This is a genomic window from Anabaena sp. PCC 7938 (assembly GCF_049315035.1).
GTDB lineage: Bacteria > Cyanobacteriota > Cyanobacteriia > Cyanobacteriales > Nostocaceae > Anabaena > Anabaena cylindrica.
In genome coordinates, this window is record NZ_CP186034.1 from 4,487,492 (window position 1) to 4,512,587 (window position 25,096).

The following is a 25,096-nucleotide window of genomic DNA, read 5'->3' on the forward strand; positions in this document are numbered from 1 at the left end:
TCGCAACGCTAAGGCGAACGTGCCTTCGTGGTTCATTCTCCCAACTTCTCAAACAAATCTGCCAACACGACATTAGAAAACAAAAACCCATCAGGATCAATTAAACGCAATCTTTCCCCCCCAACTTCTACCCAACCCTGCTTAAAATAAGGTTGCAAACATTGTTTAATTTCCTCTACTTTTCCTTCTCCAAACTTCTCCACCAACGTCACCAAACTCAAACCTTCTGCTAAACGCAACCCCAACATTAAAGTTTCTAACAATTCTTCTTCTGGTGGGGTGACTTCACAATCAATCACAGCGCCATTTTCCAACCATTCATAGTATTCTTTAGTTTTTCGGGGACGGGTGAAGCGTTTACCTTGCACATAACTAGCTGCACCCATGCCAAAAGCATAATAAGGACGATTTTGCCAATAAACCCGATTATGTTGACATTGATGTCCTCTTTTGGCATAGTTAGAAATTTCATAATGTTCATAACCTGCACCAGTTAAGACTTTTTGCGCCTGTTGGTACATTTGAACAGTGGTTTCATCTGTCGGGAGGGGATTGTCACCAGGTTTGTAATAACGACCAAAAGCTGTACCTGGTTCAATGGTTAAATCATAAATAGAGATATGGGTGGGGGCAATTTCTACTGCTTTAGTAAGGGAATCTTGCCATTGAACCAAAGACTGATGTGGCAACCCGGAAATCAGGTCTAAGCTAAATTCGGGTATCTCGACTTGGTGAATTAACTCTATAGCTGCAAAGATATCATCAACGGAGTGCGATCGCCCAGCAATTTTTAACAACTCTGCCTGAAACGCTTGTACACCCAAACTTACCCGGTTCACACCCGCACTGCAATAACCCGCAATATGCGTCAAATCAAATGTACCGGGGTCCATTTCCATAGAAATTTCTACCCCAGCTACAATCCCAAAACGCCTCTCTAATGCTGTTAATATACATTGCAACTGTTCTGTCGATAACAGCGAAGGCGTACCACCACCAAAAAAAATCGTCTCTAAGGGTTGACTAAAGACTGGTGAAATGCTGATTTCGTGACAAACTGCCTCAACATAATGGGCAATAGTACCAGAATTTTCTCCCCGCGAGCTATCGCCCACCACAAACACCGGGAAATCACAATAAAAACACCGTCGCCGACAAAAGGGAATATGCACGTAAGCCGCACTGGGAAATTGAACAGCAATATCTTTTAGGCTCATTATGATCAAAAATTAAATTAATTTCATGGACAAATACAAATCATGAAAATGAGTAGTTTGTTTACAACTTGTTATCTTTTTACAACAAAAATAAGAATAGTTATGCAGCGAAAACTCTTTAGTTATAATGTTTGCATATATTGTATTAACTGCCGAAACCCCTAGCTTAAGTCCATATTTCTCAATCAATCTCACCGTTGATCTAAAAAATACCTGACTCTACTGGGTAAATCACAGTTGTAGGAAAAAACCACAATCATGCTTGATTTCATTATCATTATCTCATTTATTCTGGCTGCATCGGGAATAGGTTACTACAGCACTGAACTACTCCCCCCTGGAACCCTCAACGGAGTCACAAACCTAGACGCATTGCGCTTAGTTGTGGCTGTCTTTGCTGCTATTCTAGGTGGTGCAATTGGGCTGAGTTTCCAAATCGGCATATCGTCGCTTAGAAGCGCAAGTCCGCGAAATGCCCCTCGAAGTCATCTTAACCCGTGCCATTGGCTTAGTAATTGGGCTATTACTCGCCAATTTAATGTTAGCCCCGCTATTTTTACTACCCATTCCCGCAGATTTTGGATTTATTAAACCTCTCGTGGCAGTTGTCGGCAGCATCATACTTTCCGTCACTGGCATGAATTTGGCAGATACTCACGGACGGGGTTTATTACGGTTAATTAATCCCAACACCGTAGAAACCTTAGTGGTAGAAGGAACCCTGAAACCAGCTAATACCAAAGTCTTAGATACTAGTTGCATTATTGATGGTCGCATTGAAACCCTACTAGAAACAGGATTTTTGGAAGGAGTTATACTTGTACCGCAATTTGTTTTACAAGAATTACAACAAGTTGCTGATGCCAGCAAAGATCAAAAGCGGGTGCGGGGAAGACGGGGACTAGAAATACTCAACCGCATTAAAGAAACTTACCCTGAACGCATTCTCATCAACCCAGCAGACTACGAAGATATTGCCACAGTTGATGCTAAATTGGTAAAATTTGCCCAAGAAATCAACGGTACACTATTAACTAATGACTACAATTTATCTAAAGTTGCTAGTGTGCAGAAAGTTCCAGTTTTAAATGTCAATGATTTAGTAAATGCAGTTCGTCCTTCTTATTTACCTGGAGATAATCTAGATTTGAAAATTCTCAAAGAAGGTAAAGAACCGACTCAAGGTGTTGGCTATTTAGACGACGGAACAATGGTAGTCGTTGAAGAAGGCCGCAGTTATGTTGGTGGTGAATTACGGGTAGTTGTCACCAGTGCTTTACAAACCTCCGCTGGGAGGATGATTTTTGCCAAACCTCAAGCTTCCGCATTAGCGTGAGGGAAATGTGCGGAAAATAGAATTAATCCTGAAAATCGGTGCAGTTTCCTACACCGATTTTTATTTGGAAATCCCTTATACAAATTTTATATGCGGCTGCACAGAATCACGAAACTCATTCATCTTTATTTGCGGTCAACTATTCTTGATATTTTATTCTATACAGCTTCATATTATAGCGTTTCCCACTAAGCGTGATATACAAAATTACCCCTCCCCAACCCTCCCTTTACCAAGGAGAGGGTGCGCGATAGCGCGAGTGGGGTGTATTTCATGAGCTTGAAAATTGCTATAATTTGTTATTAATTCTCGTAAATTTCTAAGGGTAAATTATCTGGGTCTTGAAAGAATGTAAATTTTTTGCCTGTAATTTCATCAACTCTAATATTTTCAACTTTGATATTGTGAGATTTTAAATAACTTATACTTTCCTCAATATCCTCAACGGCAAAAGCTAAATGTCTTAAACCGCAAGCTTCAGGATTACTAACTCTTTGGGGAGGATGAGGAAAAGAGAATAATTCAATTTGGATACTTCCTATTTTTAAATCTAACTTATAAGAATCCCTTTCACTGCGGAGAGTTTCTTGGATAATCTCAAAACCTAAAATTTCAACATAAAATCGTTTTGAGTTTTGATAATCAGCACAAATAATAGCAACATGATGAACACCTAAAATTTTCATACAAGTATATTAGATATAGAACTCTGGTTTGATTCGTGAAAATATCTGTAGAGTTTTTAGCTAAGTGCAAACCATACAGCATAACGCACCAAACTTTGATAATGGTGCGTTACCGATTTTATCGAAATCTTGATTTACCTGAGTTCGACATAAGATAATTTGTGGAAAACTCGCCCCCAGTAGGAGTCTCAAACCCTTATTCTCTCGCTCTTAAAAATCATAACTCCTAACTCCTAACTCCTAACACCAAACTCAGGTTGATTTAGCGACAAAATCCAAAGGTTCTAGGGACAAAACAAAGTTTCCCGTGTATCCCTACCTGTCACAGGATTATTACCTTTAGCCACTTTGCACAATTTTTTTTGCTCATCTCCGCGCAGCAGTGCATCAGTAAAATCCGCTCCGTCAATAATAGCACCATCAAATCTGGCACTAGCTGCAAATGCTCCTTCTAAAATTGTATTGGTTAAATTGGCTCTAATCAGACGAGCCGAATCCAAGGTAGCATTAGTTAAATCAGCCCCCTCCAAGTTCGCTGATTCCAGATTGGCCGCAAAGAAGCTCACACCACGCAAGTTCGCATGACTGAAATTACTCTGACGCAGATTAGCTTTGGTAAAACTGGAGTCTGTTAAATCACGTCCAGAAAAATCAGCTTCTATCAAAATTTCTTTGTTGTATTCTAGTCCCAATGCCGTTGGTGCTAAACCTATTAATGCAGCCATAGGAATGATTGCCCAAAGCGATAAACTGAGTATGAGTGATAAAATCCGATACTTAGTATTCATGATATTTTTAATTAATGTCTAAACATCCATTATCTAATTATCTAGATATCGGTGACTTAGGAGAAGACCTAGTAGCCCAATGGTTACAATCTACAGGTTGGGAGATTCTGCACCGTCGCTTTTCTTGTCGCTGGGGAGAAATTGATATTATTGCCCAGTATCACGATCAAAAAGTAACACAAGCTTACAAAAACGGCAATCAACAGGAGATAATACTAGCCTTTGTGGAAGTGAAAACCCGCAGTGCAGGCAATTGGGATGCAGGAGGCAGAAATGCCATTACTCAACAAAAGCAAGCAAAACTTTGTAGTACAGCACAAATGTTTTTATCTCAGTATCCTGAAAAGGCTGATTGTTATTGTCGTTTTGATGTAGCTCTTGTTTATTGTCAACGGTTATCAAAAAAGCTTGTTGGGGCTATAGTTACCCCAGAATCCCCAGCTAGTTTATCAATTGCTGGGTATCAGTTAACGCTGCAAGAGTATATTGCCGCAGCTTTTGATGCTGCCAATTTGTAATTAAAAATAGATCAAGTTTGGTAACTTTTAAGCTAGTGTTTCTGGGCAGTAGCCCAAACCTCGAACAAATTGTTGGCGGAATGCTTCAATTTCTTCTTTTTCCGAGCTACCATGAGATACAATTGCTACTTGGTAACGGCGCATTACGTCCACAGGATATTGTCCTGCTTCCAAGCTCCAAAGTGCCATTTGTACTCTCATTGGTGGTTCGTAACTAATTCCTAATTCGTTGAAAAAAGCCCGTAAATCTCCATCTTCCTGGGATGACACTGGTTCTTTGAGTTTGATTCTCACTACCCAACCGTCAATTTGATGAATTACGCTAATAAAGGAAACAGGGGTTTGGGGTCTGTTGTGCAGATGTTGAACTATTCTAAGTGTCAGGCTGGCATTTGCCAGATAGTATAAATATTCCATGATGGTGTTTGGGAGCAAATCCAAGTCCTACTTCTTTATTTTCGTGAATAAAGTACAGTTCCCGGTAGGGTAAAAGCACCCGTTTTTATATGGGGAGATTTACCCAATTTTGGGAAATTGTCATTTTTGTGGAGTTCTCTAAACAATAATTGCACCTGACTGCGATCGCTCCCCAGGAATCATAAACCACAACCTAGAAATCGTCATCATCCAAAAAATATTAAATGGCAAGCAAAACGCAATGATACGCGAATAGATGAAACAGAATTACCCCAACTATGGATTTTTTACACCTACAGCATCAGTAGAAATCCTAGAGAGTTGTGAGGGTACTCTGGATGAAACCAACTGGGGAAAAGGCATATATTTTTTGCCGAAATTATTTAAAACCGTAGTTGTGGCTATTCACCAACTACCCAGTACACCCGAAACGTTGTTTTTGAGGATTTTAGGAAGAGGAAAAGTACAAAGACAAGCAGTAGAAGAATTAGAAGCACTAGCAAATAATAGTCCACTCCTTGCGGATATTATACAATTAGTACATAACCTAATTGCTCTGTTATCCGCTCGCCAGCGTCAAGCACAAGATATTGATAAAGATGATCAGGAGTTAATTATGAAATTATCAGAAATGTATCAACAACAATTAGAAGAACTTAAAAAACAAGAACGACAAGAAGGAATACAAGAAGGAGAAAAACTAGGACTCCAAACAGGTATAGAAAGAGAACGACGCGCTATGGTTGAAAGTATTCTGCAAGTGCGGTTTGGGGAAGTTGATTCACAGTTAGCAACAATTATCAACCCTCTCATTGCCATGAGTAGAGAAGAATTTACTCCTTTACTACTACAATTATCCCGTGAAGATTTATTAAGTAGATTTACACAATAGAGCTACCCCCGATCATATTACAACTCATCCTAAATTCAACCCTGTGGAGATGGTAGTTTGATATGTTAAATGTCTGAATCAGGATGCCCAGGATTGGAGGATTTACCGGATTGTTTATTAGGATGATTTAAATAGTGAACATCTGTTGATATGTTTATGTAGTCTGACACCGCTTACAAAAAAAGGGAATAAGGAATAGGGAAGAAACTAAAGTTTCAGAGTTTAAAGCTCAGTCAAAAAACATCTTTTTTTGAAGGAGAGTGACACGAAAAAAACAGTGTCATTATCTCAATCTTATGTTTTTAAACATGAGTTTTTCCTAAGCTGTTGTGCATTTAATTTGTATAAGGCTGGCGGGCAAGATGCCCACCCCACAAGATTTAACAATTTTAGGATTATCAAATTTAGGTGCTTAACAGCTTATTCCCCATTCCCTGTTAAGAGTTTCCTCTGAAAACCCACATTCCGCACTCACAAAAAACCATCCTGTAAATCCTTAAATCCTGGATATCCTGATTCTGAAAAAAGCATAAAAATAGAGTATTAGAGGGATTGACAAATGATTTTAGATTTGTTATCATGATTCTGATGAGGAAGAACTATCATAAAATAAACATGAATAATAATCAGGTAGTAGGGGTTTAGCATTGCTAAACCCTTATTTATGGCATTGAACAAACATAGAAAATTAACGATTTTCAACCAATGTATGCGGTTTCTAACCGACCTTTTATTTTAAGGAAATGTCTGACTTAGAAATACAAGATATTAATTTAGACCGTTCATTGTCTGGCTATGACTATGAACTCCCTACAGAACTGATTGCTCAAAATCCGGCTGTTCCCAGAGATAGTTCGCGTTTACTGGTGGTTAATTCTCCCAATGCAGGCCGGGAAATGTTAGCCCTCAATCACATTTTCCGGGATTTGCCTGAACTGTTGCAACCTGGAGATTTGTTGGTGATGAATAATACTAAAGTCATGCCAGCACGTTTGTATGGTCGCAAGTCTACGGGGGCAAAGGTGGAAGTTTTGCTATTGGAAGAAAGACAGCACAACTGTTGGTTGGCTTTGGTGAAGCCAGGAAAACACTTCAAAGTCGGGACTCAGATTGTTTTTGATGGAAATAAATTATCAGTTAATACTGGACTCACGGCTACGGTTTTGGAGACTGATGCTGCAACTGGAGGACGGTTGTTGCAATTTGATTTACCTGAGCATATTTCTTTGGTGCAAGTTTTAGAGGATTTTGGGGAAATACCTCTGCCTCCTTACATTACGGCTTCTACGGCTGCGGATGAACAGTATCAAACTGTGTATGCTCAAGAACAAGGTGCGATCGCAGCGCCAACCGCAGGATTACACTTTACACCAGAACTTTTACAAAAATTGAGCGATCGCTCTATTAATCAAGCTTTTGTCACGCTGCACGTTGGTGTGGGGACTTTTCGCCCTGTGGAAGTCGATGATGTAACTACTCACCAAATGCATGAAGAATGGATTGAAGTCAGCGCTGCTACAGTTGAGCAAATCCGGGCTACTCAAGCCGCTGGGGGGCGGATTATAGCGGTGGGGACTACGGTAGTCCGTGCTTTAGAAGGTGCGGCTCAATTTGGCGATTTACAGCCTTATGTAGGCAAGGTAAATTTGTTTATCTATCCTGGCTTTCAATGGCGGGTTGTAGAGGGTTTAATTACTAATTTTCACCTGCCTCGTTCCAGTTTGTTGATGTTGGTAAGCGCCCTGATTGGGAGAAAAAGGTTATTGAAAATTTATCAACAAGCGATCGCATCTCAATATCGCTTCTATTCCTTTGGTGATGCCATGCTTATTCTGCCAGACGGAGTGATGAGTATGAATTAAATTGTGAATTTTTGGTGTAGTTATGGGTACTCTGATTGTGTCAGGATTTCAATTACAAATATAAGGTTACAAGTTATGGCTAAAAAAAATCTACTTACTCAGTGCTTACACAGCTCATTTCCAGCCGATTTTTACAAAAATTCCGCACAGCGATTAGGACTTTTGTTTGCTTCTTCGGCATTTTTGGTGTTGGGTTTACCGACAATTATTGATTTACCAGAAAGTAAGCTGTTGGCGCAAAGTGTGGTTTCCCAGGATTTGGACGCAGCTATTTTGTATCAACTGGGAGTTACCCGCTATCACCGCCAAGACTTCAAAAGTGCTGAATCTGCCTTTAGACAAGCTTTACAGCGAGATATTAATATTGGTTCAGCACGGCATTATTTAGGTAATATCTTGATGAAACAAAATCGCCTAGAGTTAGCTGTACAAGAATATCGGGGAAGCGATTAAACTTAATCCCAATTTTGGCGAAGCTTATTACAATTTGGGATTAGCTCTGCAAAAACAAGGACAAAAAGAAGCGGCAATTAGTGCTTACCGGCAAGCGTTGGTAGTCAGTCCGACGATGGCAGCAGCCCACTATAACTTGGGAATAGTTTTGTATGAACAAGAACAGCGAGAAGAAGCAATTGCGGCTTATCAACAAGCAATTAATTTAGATGGTAGCAATGCCAATGCTTATTTTAATTTAGCGATCGCACTCCAGCAAGAAGGACAAGTAGAAAATGCGATCGCAGCCTATCGTCAAACCTTAACACTAAATCCTGAAAATACCTTAGCTTACAACAACTTAGGCAGTCTCTTCGTAATTCAAAATCAACCATTAGAGGCTATTGCCATTTACCAAAAAGCTATTCGCCAAAATCCCAAAAATGCCTTAGCTTATTATAACTTAGGAGTAACTTTATATAATCAAGGCGATCTCAAGACAGCGAATCAAGCATTTAAACGCGCTCGTCAAGAGTATAGCGAACAAGGAAATACTGAAAAAACCGCAAAAATTGACGAGATTACCCAAAAAATTACCGAACATTTAACACCCAAAAAACCACAAACCCCAACCCCCACTCCTAAGAATGATGTGATTTTACCCGCACCTGAAGAAATAATGCCCGTCAACTCTAATGATATGCCTAACACTGTAGAACAACAGCCAAAAACACCTTAGAAGAAATCAGGGAAACAAGGTATTTATAACCCTGTTTCCTGTTTCAAATTGGCAAGCGATTAATATCCTTGTTACAGCCAATAACTACCATTGCTGTACCGCGTTCTAAACGCCTAGTAGGGTCAGGATTAATCTTAAATTTACCATCCTGACTCACTGCCAACAAATTCAAACCATAACGATTACGAAGTTGAATTTCAGCAACAGTTTTACCGTGAAATTCATCAGGGACAATCAACTCAACAATGCTGTGATCTGGGTCGAGGTCAAATCTATCGAGAATTGATGGTTTAGTCAGTGTTCTAGCTAAAGCACAACCAGCTTCAAACTCTGGAAAAACAACATGATCTGCTCCCACTCGTTTTAATAACTTGCGGTGAACTTCACTAGAAGCTTTAGCAACTACATGAGGTACACCAGCTTCTTTGACATTGAGAGTGGTGATAATACTCTCTTGAATATAGTTACCGATTGCTACAATTACTGTATCAAATTCAAAAATACCAGCTTCTTTAAGTGCCGCAGGTTCAGTTGAATCTAGTTGCACAGCATGACTAACAATTTCATCAGTTAATGCTTCTGAAACTAGCTTTTCATCAACATCAGTAGCCAAAACTTGATAACCTAAATTATGCAATGTAGAACAAACAGAACGACCAAAGCGACCTAAACCAATTACAGCAAATTGGTTGTTGTCTTGGCGTAGACTGCGAAAAAACTTTAATGATGAAAGATTCATGATTTTGTCAGTTTTTAGGGAATAGGGAACAGGGAATAGGGAACAGGAAAGATAAGAGGCAGAAGTTTTCCTAATCACCAATTACCTATTAGCCAACAAGTAAATTCTCTTCTGGATAGTGAACTCTGCTAGGACGAGGATCGCCTAATAAAGCTGACATCAATAATAAAACCCCAACTCTACCAATATACATTGTGACAATTAAAATTAGTTTTGCTGCTGTGGAAATACCACCAGTTATGCCTGTAGACAAACCAACTGTAGCAAACGCTGATACCACCTCAAACAAGATTTTAATAAACTCTAAGTTAGGATCTGTGAGGCTAATTAAAATTGTTGCCCCAATCACGGTAGCTAGAGAACCAAAAACTACGCCGACAGCTTTTAAAATCAGTGATATGGCTATCTTCCGATCATACAATAAAACTTCCTCTTTCCCTTGAAGGATAGATTTTGTACAACTAGTTAGAACTCTCAGCGTTGTCGTTTTTATACCTCCTCCCGTACCTCCAGGACTTGCACCAATAAACATCAAAGCAATAGTAATAAATAAACCAGAATCTGTCATTTGCCCTATGTCAATAGTGTTAAATCCAGCAGTTCTAGGAGTAACTGATTGAAACCAAGCCGATAATAATTGATTAGTAAAACTCAAATTACCAAATGTTTGAGGATTCCTAATTTCTATACAAAAAAAGGCTACTGTTCCCAATACTAAAAGTATCAAAGTTGTGCTGGTTGCTACTTTAAAATCAAGAGAGAATAAGATGGCATTGGGTTTTTTTAAAATTCTATCGCGTAACCAAAGATATATATCTAAAATTACCTGATAACCAATTCCTCCAAAAATAATTAAGCCGGTGATTGTAAAAACTACTAATCCAGAACTTTGATAGCCTATTAAGTTGTCTTTAAACAGACTAAAACCCGCATTATTCCAAGCATTGACGCTATGAAATATTGCTAACCACAATCCTTGATTCCAACCATAATCAGGAACAAAAGCTGGCAATAATAATAATATTCCCGTGATTTCAAAAATCATGGTTGTCGCAATGATTGAACGGATAATCTGCGTGCTACCGCTAATCCCTGGACGGTCTAAAGCTTGTTGAATTGCTACTTTTTGTCGCAGGTCAAATCTCCTGCCAATTAACAAAATCAAAAATGTGGTAGTTGTCATATACCCTAAACCACCAATTTGAGCCAATAGTGTGATAAACAATTGACCCCAAAAGGAGAAAAAAGTACCAGGATCAACTACTGATAACCCTGTAACACAAACTGCGGAAGTTGAGGTAAAAAGTGCTACAATTGGATCATTCCACATACCATTGCTAGTTGAGAAAGGCATCATTAACAGGATAGCTCCTAGCAGGATGACAGCCATGAATCCCAAGCAGATTGTGCGAGCAACAGTCATAAAGTAATTTACAATTTTCTTCTGGAAGCAAAGTCGCCTTAAGCAAAATTGCCTTATCTAATTAAATACACAGATGGTAGCCTAACAATATGTTTTTTGAAATTCGGCTTTGTCTTCTCTGGTGACTCATGAGTACAACACTTTATCAGCAAATTCAACAATTTTACGATGCTTCCTCTGGTTTGTGGGAACAAATCTGGGGAGAACATATGCATCATGGTTACTATGGTCCCGACGGGAACCAGAGGAAAGACCGCCGTTTAGCCCAAATTGATTTAATCGAAGAATTGCTGAAATGGTCAGGGGTTAAGGGTGCGGAAAATATCCTGGATGTTGGTTGTGGGATTGGTGGCAGTTCTTTATACTTAGCTGACAAGTTTAATGCTAAGTCAACAGGGATTACACTGAGTCCTGTACAAGCGGCTAGAGCGACGGCTAGAGCGAGGGAGGCTAATTTGAGCCAGAGAAGTCAGTTCCTTGTGGCCAATGCTCAAGAAATGCCTTTTGCTGATGATTCTTTTGATTTGGTGTGGTCGCTGGAAAGTGGCGAACATATGCCAGATAAGACTAAGTTTTTGCAAGAGTGCTACCGGGTGTTAAAGCCTGGTGGGACTTTGATTATGGTGACTTGGTGTCATCGACCAATTGATAGAAAACCACTAAATGCAGACGAACAGAAGCATTTAGATGATATTTATCGCGTTTATTGTTTACCTTACGTGCTTTCGTTGCCAGAGTATGAAGCGATCGCACGTCAACTACCATTAAACAACATCCGCACCGCCGATTGGTCAACCGCTGTCGCTCCATTTTGGAATATGGTAATTGATTCAGCATTCACCCCTCAAGCAGTGTTTGGGTTACTGGTTTCTGGTTGGAGTACAATTCAAGGGGCGCTTTCTTTGGGTCTAATGCGTCGGGGTTATGAACGGGGGTTAATTCGGTTTGGATTATTATGCGGTCATAAATGATAGTAGGAGTTCGGAGTTCGGAGTCAGGCGTTCAGGAGTTCGGAGTTCCGAGTTCCGAGTTCGGAGTTCCGAGTTCGGAGTCAGGCGTTCAGGAGTTCAGGATTCAGGATTCAGGATTCAGGATTCAGGAGTCTTTTGCTATATGGCTTGTTTTGTAAATTCTGTACCTCATTCAGGTGCATACCGCTATAAACACATTTAAAAGCCCGTACGGGCGGGGTTTACCTCGCCCTTTGAATTTGCTTTGAATCTGTTTTGAATTTGCCAAAGTCTCCCGCCCTTTGGGTTTTTCTTTATAGTTCTTTTGTAGTTTCTAGTTAGAGAGTAGAAAATGAATCAGTTTTATAAACAGAATTCTCCGATTTCTTCGGTAAACTGGCTTTATGCCTTTTGGAAATTTTCCCGACCACACACAATTATCGGCACAAGTTTAAGTGTATTGGGGTTATATTTAATTACCCTTGGTGTCACTTCCACAAACTTTTCCAATCCTCATCTGGGTCAAATTTTAGGAACTTGGATTGCTTGTATATCTGGAAATATATATATAGTTGGTTTAAACCAATTAGAAGATGTTGATATTGACAAAATTAATAAACCTCATTTACCCATAGCATCAGGTGAATTTACTAAAGAACAAGGTAAATTAATTGTCATTGTTACCGGAATTTTAGCACTGATTACCGCTTGGTTAAATGGCCCTTATTTATTGGGAATGGTGGCGATTAGTTTGGCAATTGGTACAGCTTATTCTTTACCGCCAATTCGTTTAAAACAGTTTCCCTTTTGGGCTGCATTGTGTATCTTTTCTGTTAGGGGGACAATTGTTAACTTAGGACTATTTTTGCATTTTAATTGGTTATTGCAAAAAAGCCAAAGTATTCCAGGTGCTGTATGGGCGCTAACTGTGTTTATATTGGTATTTACATTTGCGATCGCCATTTTTAAAGATATCCCTGATATGGAAGGCGATAAACTTTACAACATTACTACATTTACCCTGCAACTGGGACAACAAGCAGTATTCAATCTTGCCCTTTGGGTATTAACTGTTTGCTATGTAGGAATGATTATGGTTGCTGTATTAGGTATAGCCGAAGTTAATGCCATATTTATATTTATCACCCATATAGTAGCCTTAATTGTCATGTGGTGGCAGAGTAGAAAAGTAGACTTGCAAGATAAAAGTGCGATCGCAAGTTTTTATCAGTTTATCTGGAAACTGTTTTTCATCGAATATCTAATTTTCCCTTTTGCGTGTATTTTGGCTTAAAATCATGTTAGAAAATTCACCAGTTAGTAATATTTTTGCTATATCTTTAGTAATTGTCAGTATTGGGACTCTCATTTATTTCGCCTTGAGAACATTAATTACTTCAAACTTATTTCAAAAAGGCATCAAGCTTTTTCAAGCGAAAGATTACGAAGGTGCAGAAGCTGCTTTTCGTCAAGTAATTGCCATCAACTCTACTAATGATATGGTGCGGTTATTATTAGGCGATATTTTAAACCACAAAGGCGAAATTGATCAAGCCAAAGAATTATTCAGCGAAGTAATTATTCTTAATCCTAAAAATCCCAATGCTTACCTCCGCTTGGCCAATATTTTGCTACTCCAAAAAAATGAAGCAGAAGCAATAAATAACCTCAAACAAGCCAAAGATTTATTCCAAAAACAGCGTCAACCCCAAAAAGTAGAAACAATAGAGAAAATTCTCCAAGATATCACAGGTGAAAGGGAATAGGGGAAAAATTCAGAGGGAACAGAAAAAACTTATGTTTAAAAACATGAGATTGAAATAATAACACTGTTTTTTTGACAATACCTTGTCCAAATTGGAAAAAACCTTGATTTGTAGGTTGGGTTGAAGCATGAAACCCAACAAATGCGTTGGGTTGCGCTGTCGCTTAACCCAACCTACCGAAAATGGACAAGGTATTGTTTGACTGAGATTTAAACTCAAAACTAAAGTTTCTTATCTGTTCACTATTCCCTGTTCCCTTTTTTGTAACCAATGACCAATAATAAAGTTTACCTTGTGGGTGCTGGACCAGGAGATTTGGCATATTTAACTGTCAAAGCTTATCGTCTTTTGGCATCTGCCCAAGTCTTAGTTTATGATGCTTTAGTAGATGCTCAATTGTTAGATTGTGTCCCACATGATTGTCTAAAATTAGATGTTGGTAAACGTGGTGGTAAACCCAGCACTCCCCAAACTGAAATTAACAATTTACTAGTTAAGCATTGTCAAGAAGGTAAACAAGTTATTCGGCTAAAATCAGGAGATCCTTTTATTTTTGGCCGTTGTATTTCTGAAATAGAAGCTTTAAAATCTGCTGGTTGTGAATTTGAAGTGATACCAGGAATTTCTTCAGCTTTAGCAGCACCTTTACTTGCAGGAATTCCTCTAACAGATAATGTTCTCAGTCGTTGTTTTGCGGTATTGACAGCACATGAACCAGACGTTTTAGACTGGGAAGCACTATCAAGATTAGAAACTTTGGTAATTTTGATGGGGGGGAAAAATTTAGCAGAAATCGTTTATCAACTGCTACGCCATAACCTATCGCATTCCACACCAATTGCTATTATTCGGTGGGCAGGAACTCCTAGTCAAGAAATCTGCATAGGTGAATTAGGCAATATTTTGGAACAAACTGCGGGTTTATCTCTCTCTCCAGCAGTAATTGTTATTGGTGAAGTTGTCCGGTTACGTCAATATTTGTAGTATAATTACTTATCGAGGGCAGGAGTTAGGAGGCAGGAAGGAAAATGACCCCTAACGTCAGATACGACCAAAAGGAGCATATTTAAATTCAGTCGATATCTATTTGATCATCGCTCTTCCCATTACTAACTGCAACAAATATGATTAAGTATATCTTTTACGGCCAGCAAAGCTCACAAACGAACATGATATAACCTGAGCAAGAATATCTTCATAAAATAGCCAAAACTCTCGTATTTTTCCTATGTCAAGCACTCTTCCTCTTTCAGGTAAAACCATTCTAGTCACACGTTCAGTTGGACAGTCAAGCCAATTTAGCGATCGCTTGTCGGCAGCAGGTGCTACAGTCATTGAAATGCCAGCTTTAGAAATTGGCCCTCCTTCCAGCTGGAAAGCTTTAGATCAGGCAATTATTAATTTATCAACTTTTGACTGGTTAATTCTCACTTCTAGCAACGCTGTAGACTACTTTTTTCAAAGACTTCACACCCAAGGTAAAGATAAAAGTAATTTAAAAAAGATTAAAATTGCCGTTGTTGGTGAAAAAACAGCCCAAAGTCTTAAAAAACACAGTATTCGTCCTAATTTTATTCCTCCTCACTTTATCGCTGACTCCTTAGTAACCAACTTTCCTGAAAACTTAGCAGGTAAAAAGATTTTATTTCCTAGAGTCGAAACCGGGGGTAGAGAAGTTTTAGTTAAAGAATTAACCGCTAAAGGTGCAGAAGTTATAGAAGTTCCCGCTTATGAATCTTGTTGTCCCCAGAATATTCCCCCAGCAGCAGAATTAGCTTTACAAAATCATACCCTAGATGTAATTACCTTTGCTAGCTCCAAGACTGTGCAGTTTTTCTATCTATTAGCAACTAGTAAATTAACAAATGGAGTGACACATTATTTCGACAAAATTTGTATTGCTTCTATTGGCCCCCAAACTTCTAAAATCTGCTCTGATTTATTCGGACGTGTTGATATTGAAGCTGAGGAATATACTGTAGATGGTTTAATAAAAGCAATTATAAAATGGTCTAAAGGGTGATTGGGGGCTGGGTAATAGTTTTTCTAATTACCAATTACTAATGAAAAAACATTTAATCGGTTTAACTGGTGGTATAGCTACGGGGAAAAGTACAGTGGCTAATTATTTAGTTACTGCTTATAATTTACCAATGTTAGATGCAGATGTTTATGCTAGAGATGCAGTATCTGTTGGTTCACCTATTATTACACAAATTTCCCAACGTTACGGCAAACAAATTTTGCTACCAGATGGTAATTTAAATCGTTCTCAGTTGGGAGAAATTATTTTTAACCAGCCAGAAGAACGCCATTGGGTAGAAAATTTAATTCATCCTTATGTGAGGAATTGTTTTACTCAAGCTATTAATGAATTATCTGCAAATACTTTAATTTTAGTTATTCCTCTTTTATTTGAAGCTGGTTTAGAGAATTTAGTTGGTGAAATTTGGGTTGTATCTTGTTCACCACAACAGCAACAGCAAAGATTAATTCAGCGTAATAATTTAACTAATGAACAAGCAGTAGCTAGAATTAGTAGTCAATTATCTATTGCTGAAAAAGTAGCACGTGCTGATGTAGTTTTAGATAATTCCTCTACTTTAGAATCACTCTTACAACAAATAGATTTGGTGATGAAAAGGGTTGATACCAACTTGATATGAAAATGAAAATTGCAGTGTAAAATTTAGGCAAAAAAATCTTATAAACTTTAATCTGTATAGGAAATGATGCAGAATTTTTAATATTATTGCAAAATATTGTCTCCTTTTCCTGTTAAGATTTCCCTCTTATCGACTGGCAATTTAGTATAACAAGTACCGTAGAGCCATTGATATTTATCAAGATGTTAATTTTGAGGATCAAGAATAATCAAACACGAATCATTAAATCTCAAGAAATGGGGACTCGATTAAATAAAACCCAATAAAATTCAAGCTGCTGGACTGCTTGGTTAAATTGTTCAAAATCTACAGGTTTGACGATATAGCTATTCGCTCCCAGTTGGTAACTTTCTATTACATCTCTATCTTCGTCAGAAGAAGTCAAGACAACAACGGGAATCGTTTGAGTGCGAGGGTCAGATTTAAGTTGCCGTAAAACTTCCAATCCACTCACTTTTGGTAGTTTCAAATCTAGGAAAATAACTTTGGGTTGATTTGTGATGATACGGTGAGCATAGTTGCTGCGACAAAAGAAAAAATCGAGGGCTTCTGCTCCATCTGGAAGCCATTGGGTGTGACTTCCAATTCTGCTGCGACGTAAAGCCCGCATAGCTAGTTCGGCATCAGCAGGATTATCTTCAATTAACACAATAGATATCGGTTGTTGGAAAGATGTATCAGTGGGCTGATCAATGAGTCGGTCAGTCATTATATTATGGCAGGGAACAAGATTAGAGAATTGAAAACAGATTTATAGGAAAATGGAAAGCAGAGGAATAGAGAGGAAAATTCATACTCAGTACTCAGTACTCGGAAGGGTGAAATAAAAGGTTGCACCTTGATCGACTGCTGCTTCGACCCAAATGTGGCCACCGTGACGTTGAATAATGCGTTGGACGATCGCTAGTCCAATACCTGTACCTTCAAAATCTTGTTCACGGTGCAGACGTTGGAATACTCCAAAAAGATTGTCGGCATACTGCATATCAAACCCTGATCCATTATCTCTGATTAAGTACACTCCTTCGCCATCCATCACTTCATAACCCACTTCGATATGAGCAATGGATTTGTAACTGGTGTACTTAATGGCATTGGATAACAAGTTAATCCAGACTTGGGTGAGGAGGGAAAGGTCAGCTTGACAGTTGGGTAAATCTGCGATCGCAAATTCAATCTCACGACCAGACCATTCTGGCGCTAAATCACTTAACACCTGTTGAATCAACTCATTGACTAACACTGGCTGTTTGGACATTTCCTTCCGATCCAAACGGGATAAATTCAACAAATCATCAATCAACTGACCCATGCGTTTGGCGTTATCCCGGACAACTTTTAAGTAACGATTACCTTCTGCATCCAGTTGTTCACCGTAGTCTTCTTGGATCATTCTCGAAAAGCCATCAATTGCTCTTAAAGGCGCTCGTAAGTCATGGGAAATTGAATAAGAAAACGATTCCAAAGCTTTATTAACAGCCTGTAATTGGGCAGTTCTTTGAGTCACCCTTTCTTCTAATTCTGCATTGAGTTGACAGACAGATTGATTCAATTTTTCCTGCTGCTGTAATAACCGGGCATTATCAATGGAAATAGCTGCCTGAGTCGAAAGCAGATTGATGATTTCAATCCGTTCTGGGGTAAATGCATTAGTGGTGAGATTATTTTCTAAAAGAACAATTCCTGTAAATTTTCCTTGATTCAATAAAGGTGTACATAGAATTGATTTGGATTGGTGGTAGATAATCCAGGGTTCAGATTGAAAGTTACCTTCTTGAATAGCGTGACCAAGGACGATGCTTTCCTGGGTACGAACCACATAATTAATCAAGGATGTTGGTAAACAAGGGATGTTGTCTGGGTGTATTAGCTCAACTTTCCCATTGTCAATTGAACTAATCGCTTCAATTCGCCATTCATCTTGGGTTTGTAAAATCAAATAACCTGTTTGCGCTCCCGCATTTTCAATCAGAATAGTCATCAGTTTTCCCAGAAGTTGATCTAAAAGAACTTCAGTGGAGTAGGCGCTGCCAGTCGCAGAGATTGCTTGGGAAGCTTTCAACACCGTTTCTAGGTCAAGTGCTGCTAATTTGGTAGAAGAAGATTCTGTAGTATTAAATCTGTGGGTTTCGGTTGGTTCTGATTGCAGTTCTAGTAGTTGGGGATAGCGCCTTTGCATATCTCTCACTTTCGCCGTTGCTCCCCACCTTAAATAACCATACCTGGCATCTTGCAGATATATTGTAGCGATGGTAATCAAATCTTGTTCCAGATAAAACCTAGCTGCCAGTTCGTTGGCCAGAGCTTCTTCTTGTAAGTATTGGTTTTTCTTAGCCAAACTAATAGCGCGATCATAGGCTTTCATGGCTTTTTTAAATCGACCTAAAACTCGATACCTTTCAGCCTCAACAAGATACCATTTGTGCTGGTAATTCATTGGGGCATGATGCGCCCAATGTTGCATTTTGGCTTGATTTTCTGCTACCTGCTGAAGCAACTCAGACCGTTGCTGAGGATCTGCATTTGCATACACTGCCAATCGAGAGAGAGAATCGTAGAACTTAAAGATAGCAACCAAAGCTGCTCCGGTCATAGCAGGTAAATACTCTTGTGCGATGACAGCATTAGCGTAGGCGCTGCCCGTTGCAGACATCGCCTGATTGGTATTATCAAATAAGTAACAAAGAAATAATTTATTTAGGTAGAAATAGAACAAACCTCCGTGAAAATTGGTTTGTTGCATTTGGGGTAGCCGAATTGTTTCATCATAAGCTTGACCCGATAAAATACCAGGATTAGGAACTTCCTGAATCAAGTTCAAAACAGTTTGCCAGCAAATCTCTACAAAATGAATACCGGCTGAGTGCTTAATTTTTTTAACTGCCTGGTGATAATGATTCAGTTGTAGTTGTAGCTCATCCAAGGGTTGACCGACTGCAAATGAATAAGCACAAAAATGCATAGCAGCATAGCCAGCAAACTCTAAATCACCCTGATCAATACCAACCTGATAACAATTTTGGTGTGACTGCAAACTTTCTCGGAGGTGTGTTTTCCAAACATTAATTTGGTTACTGACCGCGAATAGGGTTCTGGCCTGAATGGGTTTAGCATCTAGGTGATGAAGCAGACTTAACGCCAGTTGTCCAAATTGATATCCTGCTTCAATTTCAAATACAACTCCACAGAGAATAATTCCATAAGCAGCATAGGCAAAGGGCGCTAACATCATGTTTCCGTACTCAACCAGCAAATCTACCATCTTGAGAACAATCAGCAGAAATAAAGGCGGGACTGCTAAAAAAGCTGATGCACATATACTGGTTAAAAGCTGCATTGCTGCCAGCACCTCTGGCTCAGACATTATGGGCAGGTCAATCAAATTTTCAATGGGTCTGTTTGCCAATTTTGAGGCAGTTGCGGAGAGGGCTGGCTGAATATGCTCAGAAGTTGGTTGCATGGGGAGGTGAACCCCTAATTGTTTTAGTAACTGTAAACTAATCTGAATCGCCTCTAGCAGTTGATTTTGGGCAACATAAGTCTGAATTTTGACATCGTAGACTTTTAAGCTGGCTAGTAAGGTTTTTGCATGGTCAACTACCTGTTGAAATAGTGGTTCTACTTGCTCGAAGTTACCGCTCAGATAGGCTGCTTCTGCCGTTGCACTATATAGAGTTAGGGTAAAGTCATAGTTAGTTTGCCAGCTATCTGTGGTCAGCAGATCCAAGGCGGTTTGCAAGTATGTAAAAGCAGCATCATAAGCTGTAGATGTCTTGGCTTTTTCTCCTGCTATTAAGTTTAACTGGGACAAGTTCTTTTGTTCGGATTGAGTTTTGATGAGTTTTTGACCCTGGTTCAGTTGGTTGGTGATATCAAAAATCTTGTGTTGTAACTGTTCTGGGGAAGTCTTTTGCCACAAACACTGTCCTACTTGCCAATGGATCATTTGGCGATCGCTCTCCGGGATGAGAGAATAAGCTGCTTGCTGAATGCGATCATGAACGAATTTATATTCAATGGCAGGGCTATTGCTGGGAAGTGGCACTTTTAACTCAACGGATTTGTAAGCATTGCTGAGGGGCAAAATCAATCCTTGTGCGATCGCATCTCCTAATTTCTGGGCAGTTTTTTGTAGAGATAGTTCTGCTGTCACTGCCAAGGTTTCTAAATCGAACCGGTTGCCAATACAGGCTGATAACTGTAACAATCGCTGTGTCTGCAAACTGAGTTTTTGAATCTTCAGTACCAGTAAATCTACAACATTATCAGTAATTCCCCGTTCCTGAATTTGCTCAATTGACCATTGCCAATTACCCTTTTGACGATCAAATTCCAGCAGCTTTTCAGCATACAGGGATTTCAAAAACTCATTTATAAAAAAGGGATTACCGTTGGTTTTTGCTTGCACCAGTTCAGCTAAAGGTAAAACATCTTCTGGTTGACAGCGTAATGTATTAGCAATCAACTGGTTAATAGCGGGCAATTGCAAAGGATCAAGGAACAGTTGGTTTACCACCCCATTTTCCTGCTGAATTTCTGCCACCATGCGGATGAGAGGATGGGAAGCATTTACTTCATGATCCCGATATGCCCCAATTAATAACAAAGATTGCTCAACTGTTGCTGTTGTCAGCATTTGCAGTAGTTTCAAAGAGGCAGTATCTGCCCATTGCAGATCATCCAAAAAAATCACCAGGGGATATTGTGATTGAGTAAAGACACAGATAAATTTTTGGAAAACTTGATGAAAGCGATTTTGGGCTTCTGCTGGTAGCAAAGTAGGTACATCTGGTTGATTACCAATAATTAGTTCTAATGCTGGAATTACCTGGGTAATCACACGACTGTTAGATCCCAAAGCTGCCAAGAGTTTTTCTCGCCAGTTAATTAGCTGTAATTCGCTCTCAGTCAGTAATTGCTTAATCAGTGAGTTAAAAGCTTGTGCGATCGCAAAGTAAGGGATATTGCGTTGATACTGCTCGAATTTACCCGCAATAAAATAACCTCTGCTGCGTGTAATAGTTTTATAAATTTCCTGTACAAATGCTGATTTACCAATACCAGAGTAGCCAGCAATCAACAACATTTCTATAGCATTAATTTGACTTGACTTCTGAATTCCTGTGACTCTAGCAAATGCAGCTAACAACATCTCCACGTCTCTTTCTCTACCATAAAGTTTTTCAGGAATATGAAAATTATCAGAAATATCATGTTGCGCTAAAATAAAAGACTCAACTCTTTTTGTTTGTTGTAGCTGGATCAGACACTGTTCCAAATCAGTCTTAATACCCCAGGCACTTTGATAGCGATCTTCTGCTGTTTTCGCTAACAGTTTTAGAACAAGTTCTGAAACTACAACTGGTATTTCTGGATTGATTAAATGAGGTGGCACAGGTTCTAAAGCCAGGTGATAATGAATTAACTCCAACGCATCGCTAGTTACAAATGGTAATCCATGAGTCAACAATTGGTAAAAGGTAGCACCCAAAGAGTAAAAATCAGTTCTATAATCCAGAGAACGGTTCATCCTGCCCGTTTGTTCTGGAGATATGTAAGCTAAAGTTCCTTCCAATGTAGTAGGATTTTTGATAGTTAATGTTTCCCGTGGCAGGGCAGTGGCAATACCAAAATCAATAATTTTAATTTGATTTGTTTCTAAATTTAAAACAATATTGGCTGGATTAATATCTTTATGAATGATATTCGCGGTATGAATTTCACCTAAAATTTTAGTTATTTGAATTGCTAAATGGAGAAAATCAGTTAATGTAAACTTTCTTTTGGCTAAAATCTTTTCTAAAGATTCACCTCCAAAATCCTCTACAATAATCACAAAAGTACTTTGTAATTGTTGTAAATCATAAGCTTTAATAACACCAGATATTGTCAACCCATGCATAATTTCATATTCGAGTTTATAACGTGTAATTTCCTCTGGTGTGGGATAGTCTTTCTTCAATATTTTGAAGATTACAGGTAAATTATCTAATTCCCTAATTCCCCGATAAACCTGTGAATTGTTACTTTCATGAATTTTTGTATGAATTTGATAACTAGGAATTTTCAACATGGTTCAACCACCTTCAATTAGTAAAATCAGGCAAAAAGTCCGGTTAACTCGCAAACTCGATTCTATATCTATAATAGTTGCACTCTTAATTAACAGGCTAAGGGAACACCAGAAAATAAATTATCCAATCTTGTGGGATGGGCTTCTAGGCCTACCTCACAATAATTAATTGAATATTTTTTTATTTGGAAGTGCCTAATTTATAGCATTGTCAAATTCAATAAGAATTTAAGAAGACAGGAAAATGTGAGCATATTAAAGTTTAGCAAGGAGACTGTAAGGCATGAGTGAAGACTTAAATATCCTAATTATTGAAGATTCAGAAGTTGATGCTATGTTAGTTCTCCGGGAACTACGTCGCGGTGGCTTTAACCCAATTTGGGAGCGTATCGAAGTCGCCCAAGAGCTACACGCAGCCCTGAATAGCCGTACATGGGATGTCATACTTTCAGATTACCGCTTACCTGGATTCAATGCACCTGCGGCTCTGCAAATAGTCAAGCAGAGTCAAAAAGATATTCCTTTCATTCTCGTTTCCGGCACAATCGGCGAAGTATCAGCAGTGGAAATGATGAAAGCAGGCGCTCATGATTATGTGATGAAGGATAACTTAAACCGATTACCAGAGGCAGTGCGTCGGGAACTTCGGGATGCACAGGTACGAGCAGAACATAAACAAGCTCACAGTCTGTTAGAGACATTAGCCTCTAATATACCGGGAATGATATACACTTTCGTACAGCATTCCGATGGTTCTACTGCCTTTGAATACGTTAGTTTGGGCTGTTTATCTCTTTTGGAGTTAACGCCAGATCAAGTTTTAGAAAATATCTCTCTTTGCTTTGCACAAATTCATATTGATGATCGTGCTGGATGTTATGTAGCTGCTAAACAAAGCATTCAAACGTTAAATCAATTTTTTTACGAGTGCCGATTAGTTACACCATCTGGCCAGTTAAAGTGGGTACAAGCCAGCGCCCGTCCGGAACTCAAGAAAAATGGAGATACGATTTGGCATGGTATTTTATTGGATGTGAGCGATCGCAAACAGGCACAGGAATTACTGATTCATAATGCTTTACATGATCCATTAACAAATCTACCCAATCGCACACTTTTAGAAGAGCGACTCGAATTAGCAATTCATCGCACTAAACGAGCAGAAAACTATCATTATGCTGTCTTATTTCTAGATTTAGATCGCTTCAAAGTTATCAATGACAGTTTAGGGCATTTAGCTGGAGATCAACTACTTAAGTCTATTGCTAAAAAACTGAAAACTCATCTGCGTGAAATTGATTTAGTGGCTAGACTTGGTGGTGACGAATTCGTAGTTTTCTTAGAGGATATATATAATTTAGAACACGCTATTCAAATTACCATGCGTATTCTTAAAGATTTTCAAATACCATTGATAATTAATAATTCCGAAGTTGTAATCAGTACAAGCATCGGTATTGTCTTAGGCACAAAAAACTATGATCTCGCTGCCGATTTACTGCGAGATGCAGATATTGCTATGTATCAAGCCAAAGAAAAAGGCAGAAATTCATATAAAATTTTTGATGCCCAAATGCATACCCAAGCAGTAAATCGACTAACTCTAGAAACCGAAATGCGTAAGGCTCTCGAAAGAGAAGAATTTATCGTATATTACCAGCCTATTATTGATATATTTAGCAGTCGGCTGATTGGATTTGAGGCATTAGTGCGCTGGCAACATCCAACTCGTGGATTCATTTTACCGAAAGAATTTGTTCCTATTGCCGAAGAAACTGGACTAATTGTGCCGATAGATCAGTGGATGTTTTTCACAGCTTGTCAACAACTAGCAACCTGGAAAACCAAGTTTCCTCACCGCTTCCCACTAAAAATAAGTATTAATCTCTCTGTTCAAGATATTCGCCAAGATAATTTGATTGAAAACATTGATAGAATTTTAAAAGAAACACAATTAGATGGAGAATCCATCAGTTTAGAAATTACCGAGAGTATGCTCATTGAAAATATCAATCAAACAATTGATTTGTTAACTAAATTAAAGTTAAGAAAAAACCAGATTAGTATTGATGACTTTGGGACTGGTTATTCATCACTCAATTATCTTCATCGCTTACCCGCTGATAACTTGAAAATTGATCGCTCTTTTGTAACTCAAATGCAGGAAGGAAATCGTAATTATCAAGTCGTGAGTACTATCATCACTTTGAGTAATCAACTTGGCTTAACTGTTGTAGCAGAAGGAATTGAAACACTACAGCAATTACAATGGTTACAACAACTAGGATGTGAATTTGGTCAGGGGTATTTATTTTCTAAACCCTTGGCTGCAAAGGAAATTGAAATCTGCTTTCTTAACAAAGATCATGATAAATTTTATTAGCTTTTACAAAAAGTTGAGGACTTACGCAAGTGTCACACCAAGTATCTATTTTATAGTATATTAGACATCAAATATCTGTTTATTTGCAGGATTTATGCAGTTTGACGCGGTTGGTGAACTTGCCGAACCACACCCTCCAAAGCTAAACAAGCAGAACAAAAGTCCTTAAATTCCCCTTTTTTAAGGAAATTTAGAAGGTTTCGTCTCTA

Annotated in this window: 17 protein-coding genes and 3 pseudogenes; 12 read left to right on the forward strand and 8 right to left on the reverse strand. The window is 38.7% G+C overall.

The features are described from left to right. Nucleotides 1–32 precede the first annotated feature (32 nt). Entirely contained in the window at nucleotides 33–1,217 is a 1,185-nt protein-coding gene (gene hemW / locus ACOWPH_RS20415; RefSeq protein ID WP_015217216.1) for a radical SAM family heme chaperone HemW, read from the reverse strand. 258 nt (nucleotides 1,218–1,475) lie between these two features. Between hemW and ACOWPH_RS20420 the strand changes: the two are divergent. Continuing rightward, a pseudogene (locus tag ACOWPH_RS20420) lies at nucleotides 1,476–2,553 on the forward strand (PIN/TRAM domain-containing protein). Between the two features lie 302 nt (nucleotides 2,554–2,855). Here the strand turns inward: ACOWPH_RS20420 and ACOWPH_RS20425 are convergent. Together ACOWPH_RS20425 and ACOWPH_RS20430 are read right to left on the reverse strand one after the other, a co-directional pair. Continuing rightward, on the reverse strand, nucleotides 2,856–3,239 hold the full coding sequence (locus tag ACOWPH_RS20425) for a VOC family protein (protein ID WP_015217218.1): 384 nt from the start codon (nucleotides 3,237–3,239) through the stop codon (nucleotides 2,856–2,858). 284 nt (nucleotides 3,240–3,523) lie between these two features. Beyond that, nucleotides 3,524–4,027, reverse strand: a complete 504-nt coding sequence (locus ACOWPH_RS20430; protein WP_015217219.1) for a pentapeptide repeat-containing protein — start codon at nucleotides 4,025–4,027, stop codon at nucleotides 3,524–3,526. Nucleotides 4,028–4,041: 14 nt separating this feature from the next. Here ACOWPH_RS20430 and ACOWPH_RS20435 point away from each other — a divergent pair, with 14 nt between their 5' ends. Next, complete coding sequence (locus tag ACOWPH_RS20435) at nucleotides 4,042–4,545, forward strand: YraN family protein (RefSeq protein WP_015217220.1); 504 nt, start codon at nucleotides 4,042–4,044, stop codon at nucleotides 4,543–4,545. 27 nt (nucleotides 4,546–4,572) lie between these two features. On the opposite strand, the gene ACOWPH_RS20440 is transcribed toward ACOWPH_RS20435, so the two are convergent. Continuing rightward, complete coding sequence (locus ACOWPH_RS20440; RefSeq protein WP_015217221.1) at nucleotides 4,573–4,962, reverse strand: hypothetical protein; 390 nt, start codon at nucleotides 4,960–4,962, stop codon at nucleotides 4,573–4,575. Nucleotides 4,963–5,218: 256 nt separating this feature from the next. Here ACOWPH_RS20440 and ACOWPH_RS20445 point away from each other — a divergent pair, with 256 nt between their 5' ends. The 3 genes and pseudogenes from ACOWPH_RS20445 to ACOWPH_RS20455 all read left to right on the forward strand — a co-directional run bounded on the left by ACOWPH_RS20445 (nucleotide 5,219) and on the right by ACOWPH_RS20455 (nucleotide 8,887). Next, on the forward strand, nucleotides 5,219–5,854 hold the full coding sequence (locus ACOWPH_RS20445; RefSeq protein WP_015217222.1) for a hypothetical protein: 636 nt from the start codon (nucleotides 5,219–5,221) through the stop codon (nucleotides 5,852–5,854). 743 nt (nucleotides 5,855–6,597) lie between these two features. After that, nucleotides 6,598–7,716 (forward strand): tRNA preQ1(34) S-adenosylmethionine ribosyltransferase-isomerase QueA, encoded by a 1,119-nt coding sequence (gene queA / locus ACOWPH_RS20450; protein WP_015217223.1) that lies wholly within the window; start codon nucleotides 6,598–6,600, stop codon nucleotides 7,714–7,716. A gap of 75 nt (nucleotides 7,717–7,791) precedes the next feature. Further along, a pseudogene (locus tag ACOWPH_RS20455) lies at nucleotides 7,792–8,887 on the forward strand (tetratricopeptide repeat protein). A 43-nt stretch (nucleotides 8,888–8,930) separates the two neighbouring features. Here ACOWPH_RS20455 and ACOWPH_RS20460 read toward each other — a convergent pair. Both ACOWPH_RS20460 and ACOWPH_RS20465 read right to left on the reverse strand, forming a co-directional pair. Beyond that, a complete protein-coding gene (locus ACOWPH_RS20460; protein WP_015217225.1) occupies nucleotides 8,931–9,626 on the reverse strand; it encodes a potassium channel family protein in 696 nt (231 codons plus the stop codon). 88 nt (nucleotides 9,627–9,714) lie between these two features. Continuing rightward, on the reverse strand, nucleotides 9,715–11,049 hold the full coding sequence (locus tag ACOWPH_RS20465; RefSeq protein ID WP_015217226.1) for a TrkH family potassium uptake protein: 1,335 nt from the start codon (nucleotides 11,047–11,049) through the stop codon (nucleotides 9,715–9,717). A gap of 128 nt (nucleotides 11,050–11,177) precedes the next feature. Here ACOWPH_RS20465 and ACOWPH_RS20470 point away from each other — a divergent pair, with 128 nt between their 5' ends. The 6 genes and pseudogenes from ACOWPH_RS20470 to coaE all read left to right on the forward strand — a co-directional run bounded on the left by ACOWPH_RS20470 (nucleotide 11,178) and on the right by coaE (nucleotide 16,431). After that, nucleotides 11,178–12,020, forward strand: coding sequence for a methyltransferase domain-containing protein (locus ACOWPH_RS20470; protein ID WP_015217227.1), 843 nt, complete (start codon nucleotides 11,178–11,180; stop codon nucleotides 12,018–12,020). Between the two features lie 331 nt (nucleotides 12,021–12,351). Continuing rightward, complete coding sequence (locus ACOWPH_RS20475; RefSeq protein WP_015217228.1) at nucleotides 12,352–13,293, forward strand: homogentisate phytyltransferase; 942 nt, start codon at nucleotides 12,352–12,354, stop codon at nucleotides 13,291–13,293. A 4-nt stretch (nucleotides 13,294–13,297) separates the two neighbouring features. After that, complete coding sequence (locus ACOWPH_RS20480) at nucleotides 13,298–13,765, forward strand: tetratricopeptide repeat protein (RefSeq protein WP_015217229.1); 468 nt, start codon at nucleotides 13,298–13,300, stop codon at nucleotides 13,763–13,765. Between the two features lie 270 nt (nucleotides 13,766–14,035). Next, nucleotides 14,036–14,746 (forward strand): annotated as a pseudogene (gene cobA, locus ACOWPH_RS20485) (uroporphyrinogen-III C-methyltransferase); the annotation flags it as partial. 247 nt (nucleotides 14,747–14,993) lie between these two features. Continuing rightward, a complete protein-coding gene (locus tag ACOWPH_RS20490) occupies nucleotides 14,994–15,788 on the forward strand; it encodes a uroporphyrinogen-III synthase (protein WP_015217231.1) in 795 nt (264 codons plus the stop codon). Between the two features lie 40 nt (nucleotides 15,789–15,828). Beyond that, a complete protein-coding gene (gene coaE / locus ACOWPH_RS20495) occupies nucleotides 15,829–16,431 on the forward strand; it encodes a dephospho-CoA kinase (RefSeq protein ID WP_015217232.1) in 603 nt (200 codons plus the stop codon). 229 nt (nucleotides 16,432–16,660) lie between these two features. Here coaE and ACOWPH_RS20500 read toward each other — a convergent pair whose 3' ends face one another. Together ACOWPH_RS20500 and ACOWPH_RS20505 are read right to left on the reverse strand one after the other, a co-directional pair. Next, nucleotides 16,661–17,140 carry a response regulator gene (locus ACOWPH_RS20500; protein WP_015217233.1) on the reverse strand — a complete coding sequence of 160 codons (480 nt, stop codon included), beginning with the start codon at nucleotides 17,138–17,140 and terminating at the stop codon, nucleotides 16,661–16,663. Between the two features lie 87 nt (nucleotides 17,141–17,227). Further along, nucleotides 17,228–22,504 (reverse strand): AAA family ATPase, encoded by a 5,277-nt coding sequence (locus ACOWPH_RS20505; RefSeq protein ID WP_015217234.1) that lies wholly within the window; start codon nucleotides 22,502–22,504, stop codon nucleotides 17,228–17,230. A 283-nt stretch (nucleotides 22,505–22,787) separates the two neighbouring features. Between ACOWPH_RS20505 and ACOWPH_RS20510 the strand changes: the two genes are divergently transcribed. Beyond that, nucleotides 22,788–24,887, forward strand: a complete 2,100-nt coding sequence (locus ACOWPH_RS20510) for a putative bifunctional diguanylate cyclase/phosphodiesterase (protein WP_015217235.1) — start codon at nucleotides 22,788–22,790, stop codon at nucleotides 24,885–24,887. Nucleotides 24,888–25,096: the final 209 nt, after the last annotated feature.

Excerpts from the sequence above, each read along its gene's own strand:
- hemW (WP_015217216.1), bottom strand. The coding sequence starts at position 1,217 with ATGAGCCTAAAAGATATTGCTGTTCAATTTCCCAGTGCGGCTTACGTG.
- ACOWPH_RS20425 (WP_015217218.1), bottom strand. The coding sequence starts at position 3,239 with ATGAAAATTTTAGGTGTTCATCATGTTGCTATTATTTGTGCTGATTAT.
- ACOWPH_RS20430 (WP_015217219.1), bottom strand. The coding sequence starts at position 4,027 with ATGAATACTAAGTATCGGATTTTATCACTCATACTCAGTTTATCGCTT.
- ACOWPH_RS20435 (WP_015217220.1), top strand. The coding sequence starts at position 4,042 with ATGTCTAAACATCCATTATCTAATTATCTAGATATCGGTGACTTAGGA.
- ACOWPH_RS20440 (WP_015217221.1), bottom strand. The coding sequence starts at position 4,962 with ATGGAATATTTATACTATCTGGCAAATGCCAGCCTGACACTTAGAATA.
- ACOWPH_RS20445 (WP_015217222.1), top strand. The coding sequence starts at position 5,219 with ATGAAACAGAATTACCCCAACTATGGATTTTTTACACCTACAGCATCA.
- queA (WP_015217223.1), top strand. The coding sequence starts at position 6,598 with ATGTCTGACTTAGAAATACAAGATATTAATTTAGACCGTTCATTGTCT.
- ACOWPH_RS20460 (WP_015217225.1), bottom strand. The coding sequence starts at position 9,626 with ATGAATCTTTCATCATTAAAGTTTTTTCGCAGTCTACGCCAAGACAAC.
- ACOWPH_RS20465 (WP_015217226.1), bottom strand. The coding sequence starts at position 11,049 with ATGACTGTTGCTCGCACAATCTGCTTGGGATTCATGGCTGTCATCCTG.
- ACOWPH_RS20470 (WP_015217227.1), top strand. The coding sequence starts at position 11,178 with ATGAGTACAACACTTTATCAGCAAATTCAACAATTTTACGATGCTTCC.
- ACOWPH_RS20475 (WP_015217228.1), top strand. The coding sequence starts at position 12,352 with ATGAATCAGTTTTATAAACAGAATTCTCCGATTTCTTCGGTAAACTGG.
- ACOWPH_RS20480 (WP_015217229.1), top strand. The coding sequence starts at position 13,298 with ATGTTAGAAAATTCACCAGTTAGTAATATTTTTGCTATATCTTTAGTA.
- ACOWPH_RS20490 (WP_015217231.1), top strand. The coding sequence starts at position 14,994 with ATGTCAAGCACTCTTCCTCTTTCAGGTAAAACCATTCTAGTCACACGT.
- coaE (WP_015217232.1), top strand. The coding sequence starts at position 15,829 with ATGAAAAAACATTTAATCGGTTTAACTGGTGGTATAGCTACGGGGAAA.
- ACOWPH_RS20500 (WP_015217233.1), bottom strand. The coding sequence starts at position 17,140 with ATGACTGACCGACTCATTGATCAGCCCACTGATACATCTTTCCAACAA.
- ACOWPH_RS20505 (WP_015217234.1), bottom strand. The coding sequence starts at position 22,504 with ATGTTGAAAATTCCTAGTTATCAAATTCATACAAAAATTCATGAAAGT.
- ACOWPH_RS20510 (WP_015217235.1), top strand. The coding sequence starts at position 22,788 with ATGAGTGAAGACTTAAATATCCTAATTATTGAAGATTCAGAAGTTGAT.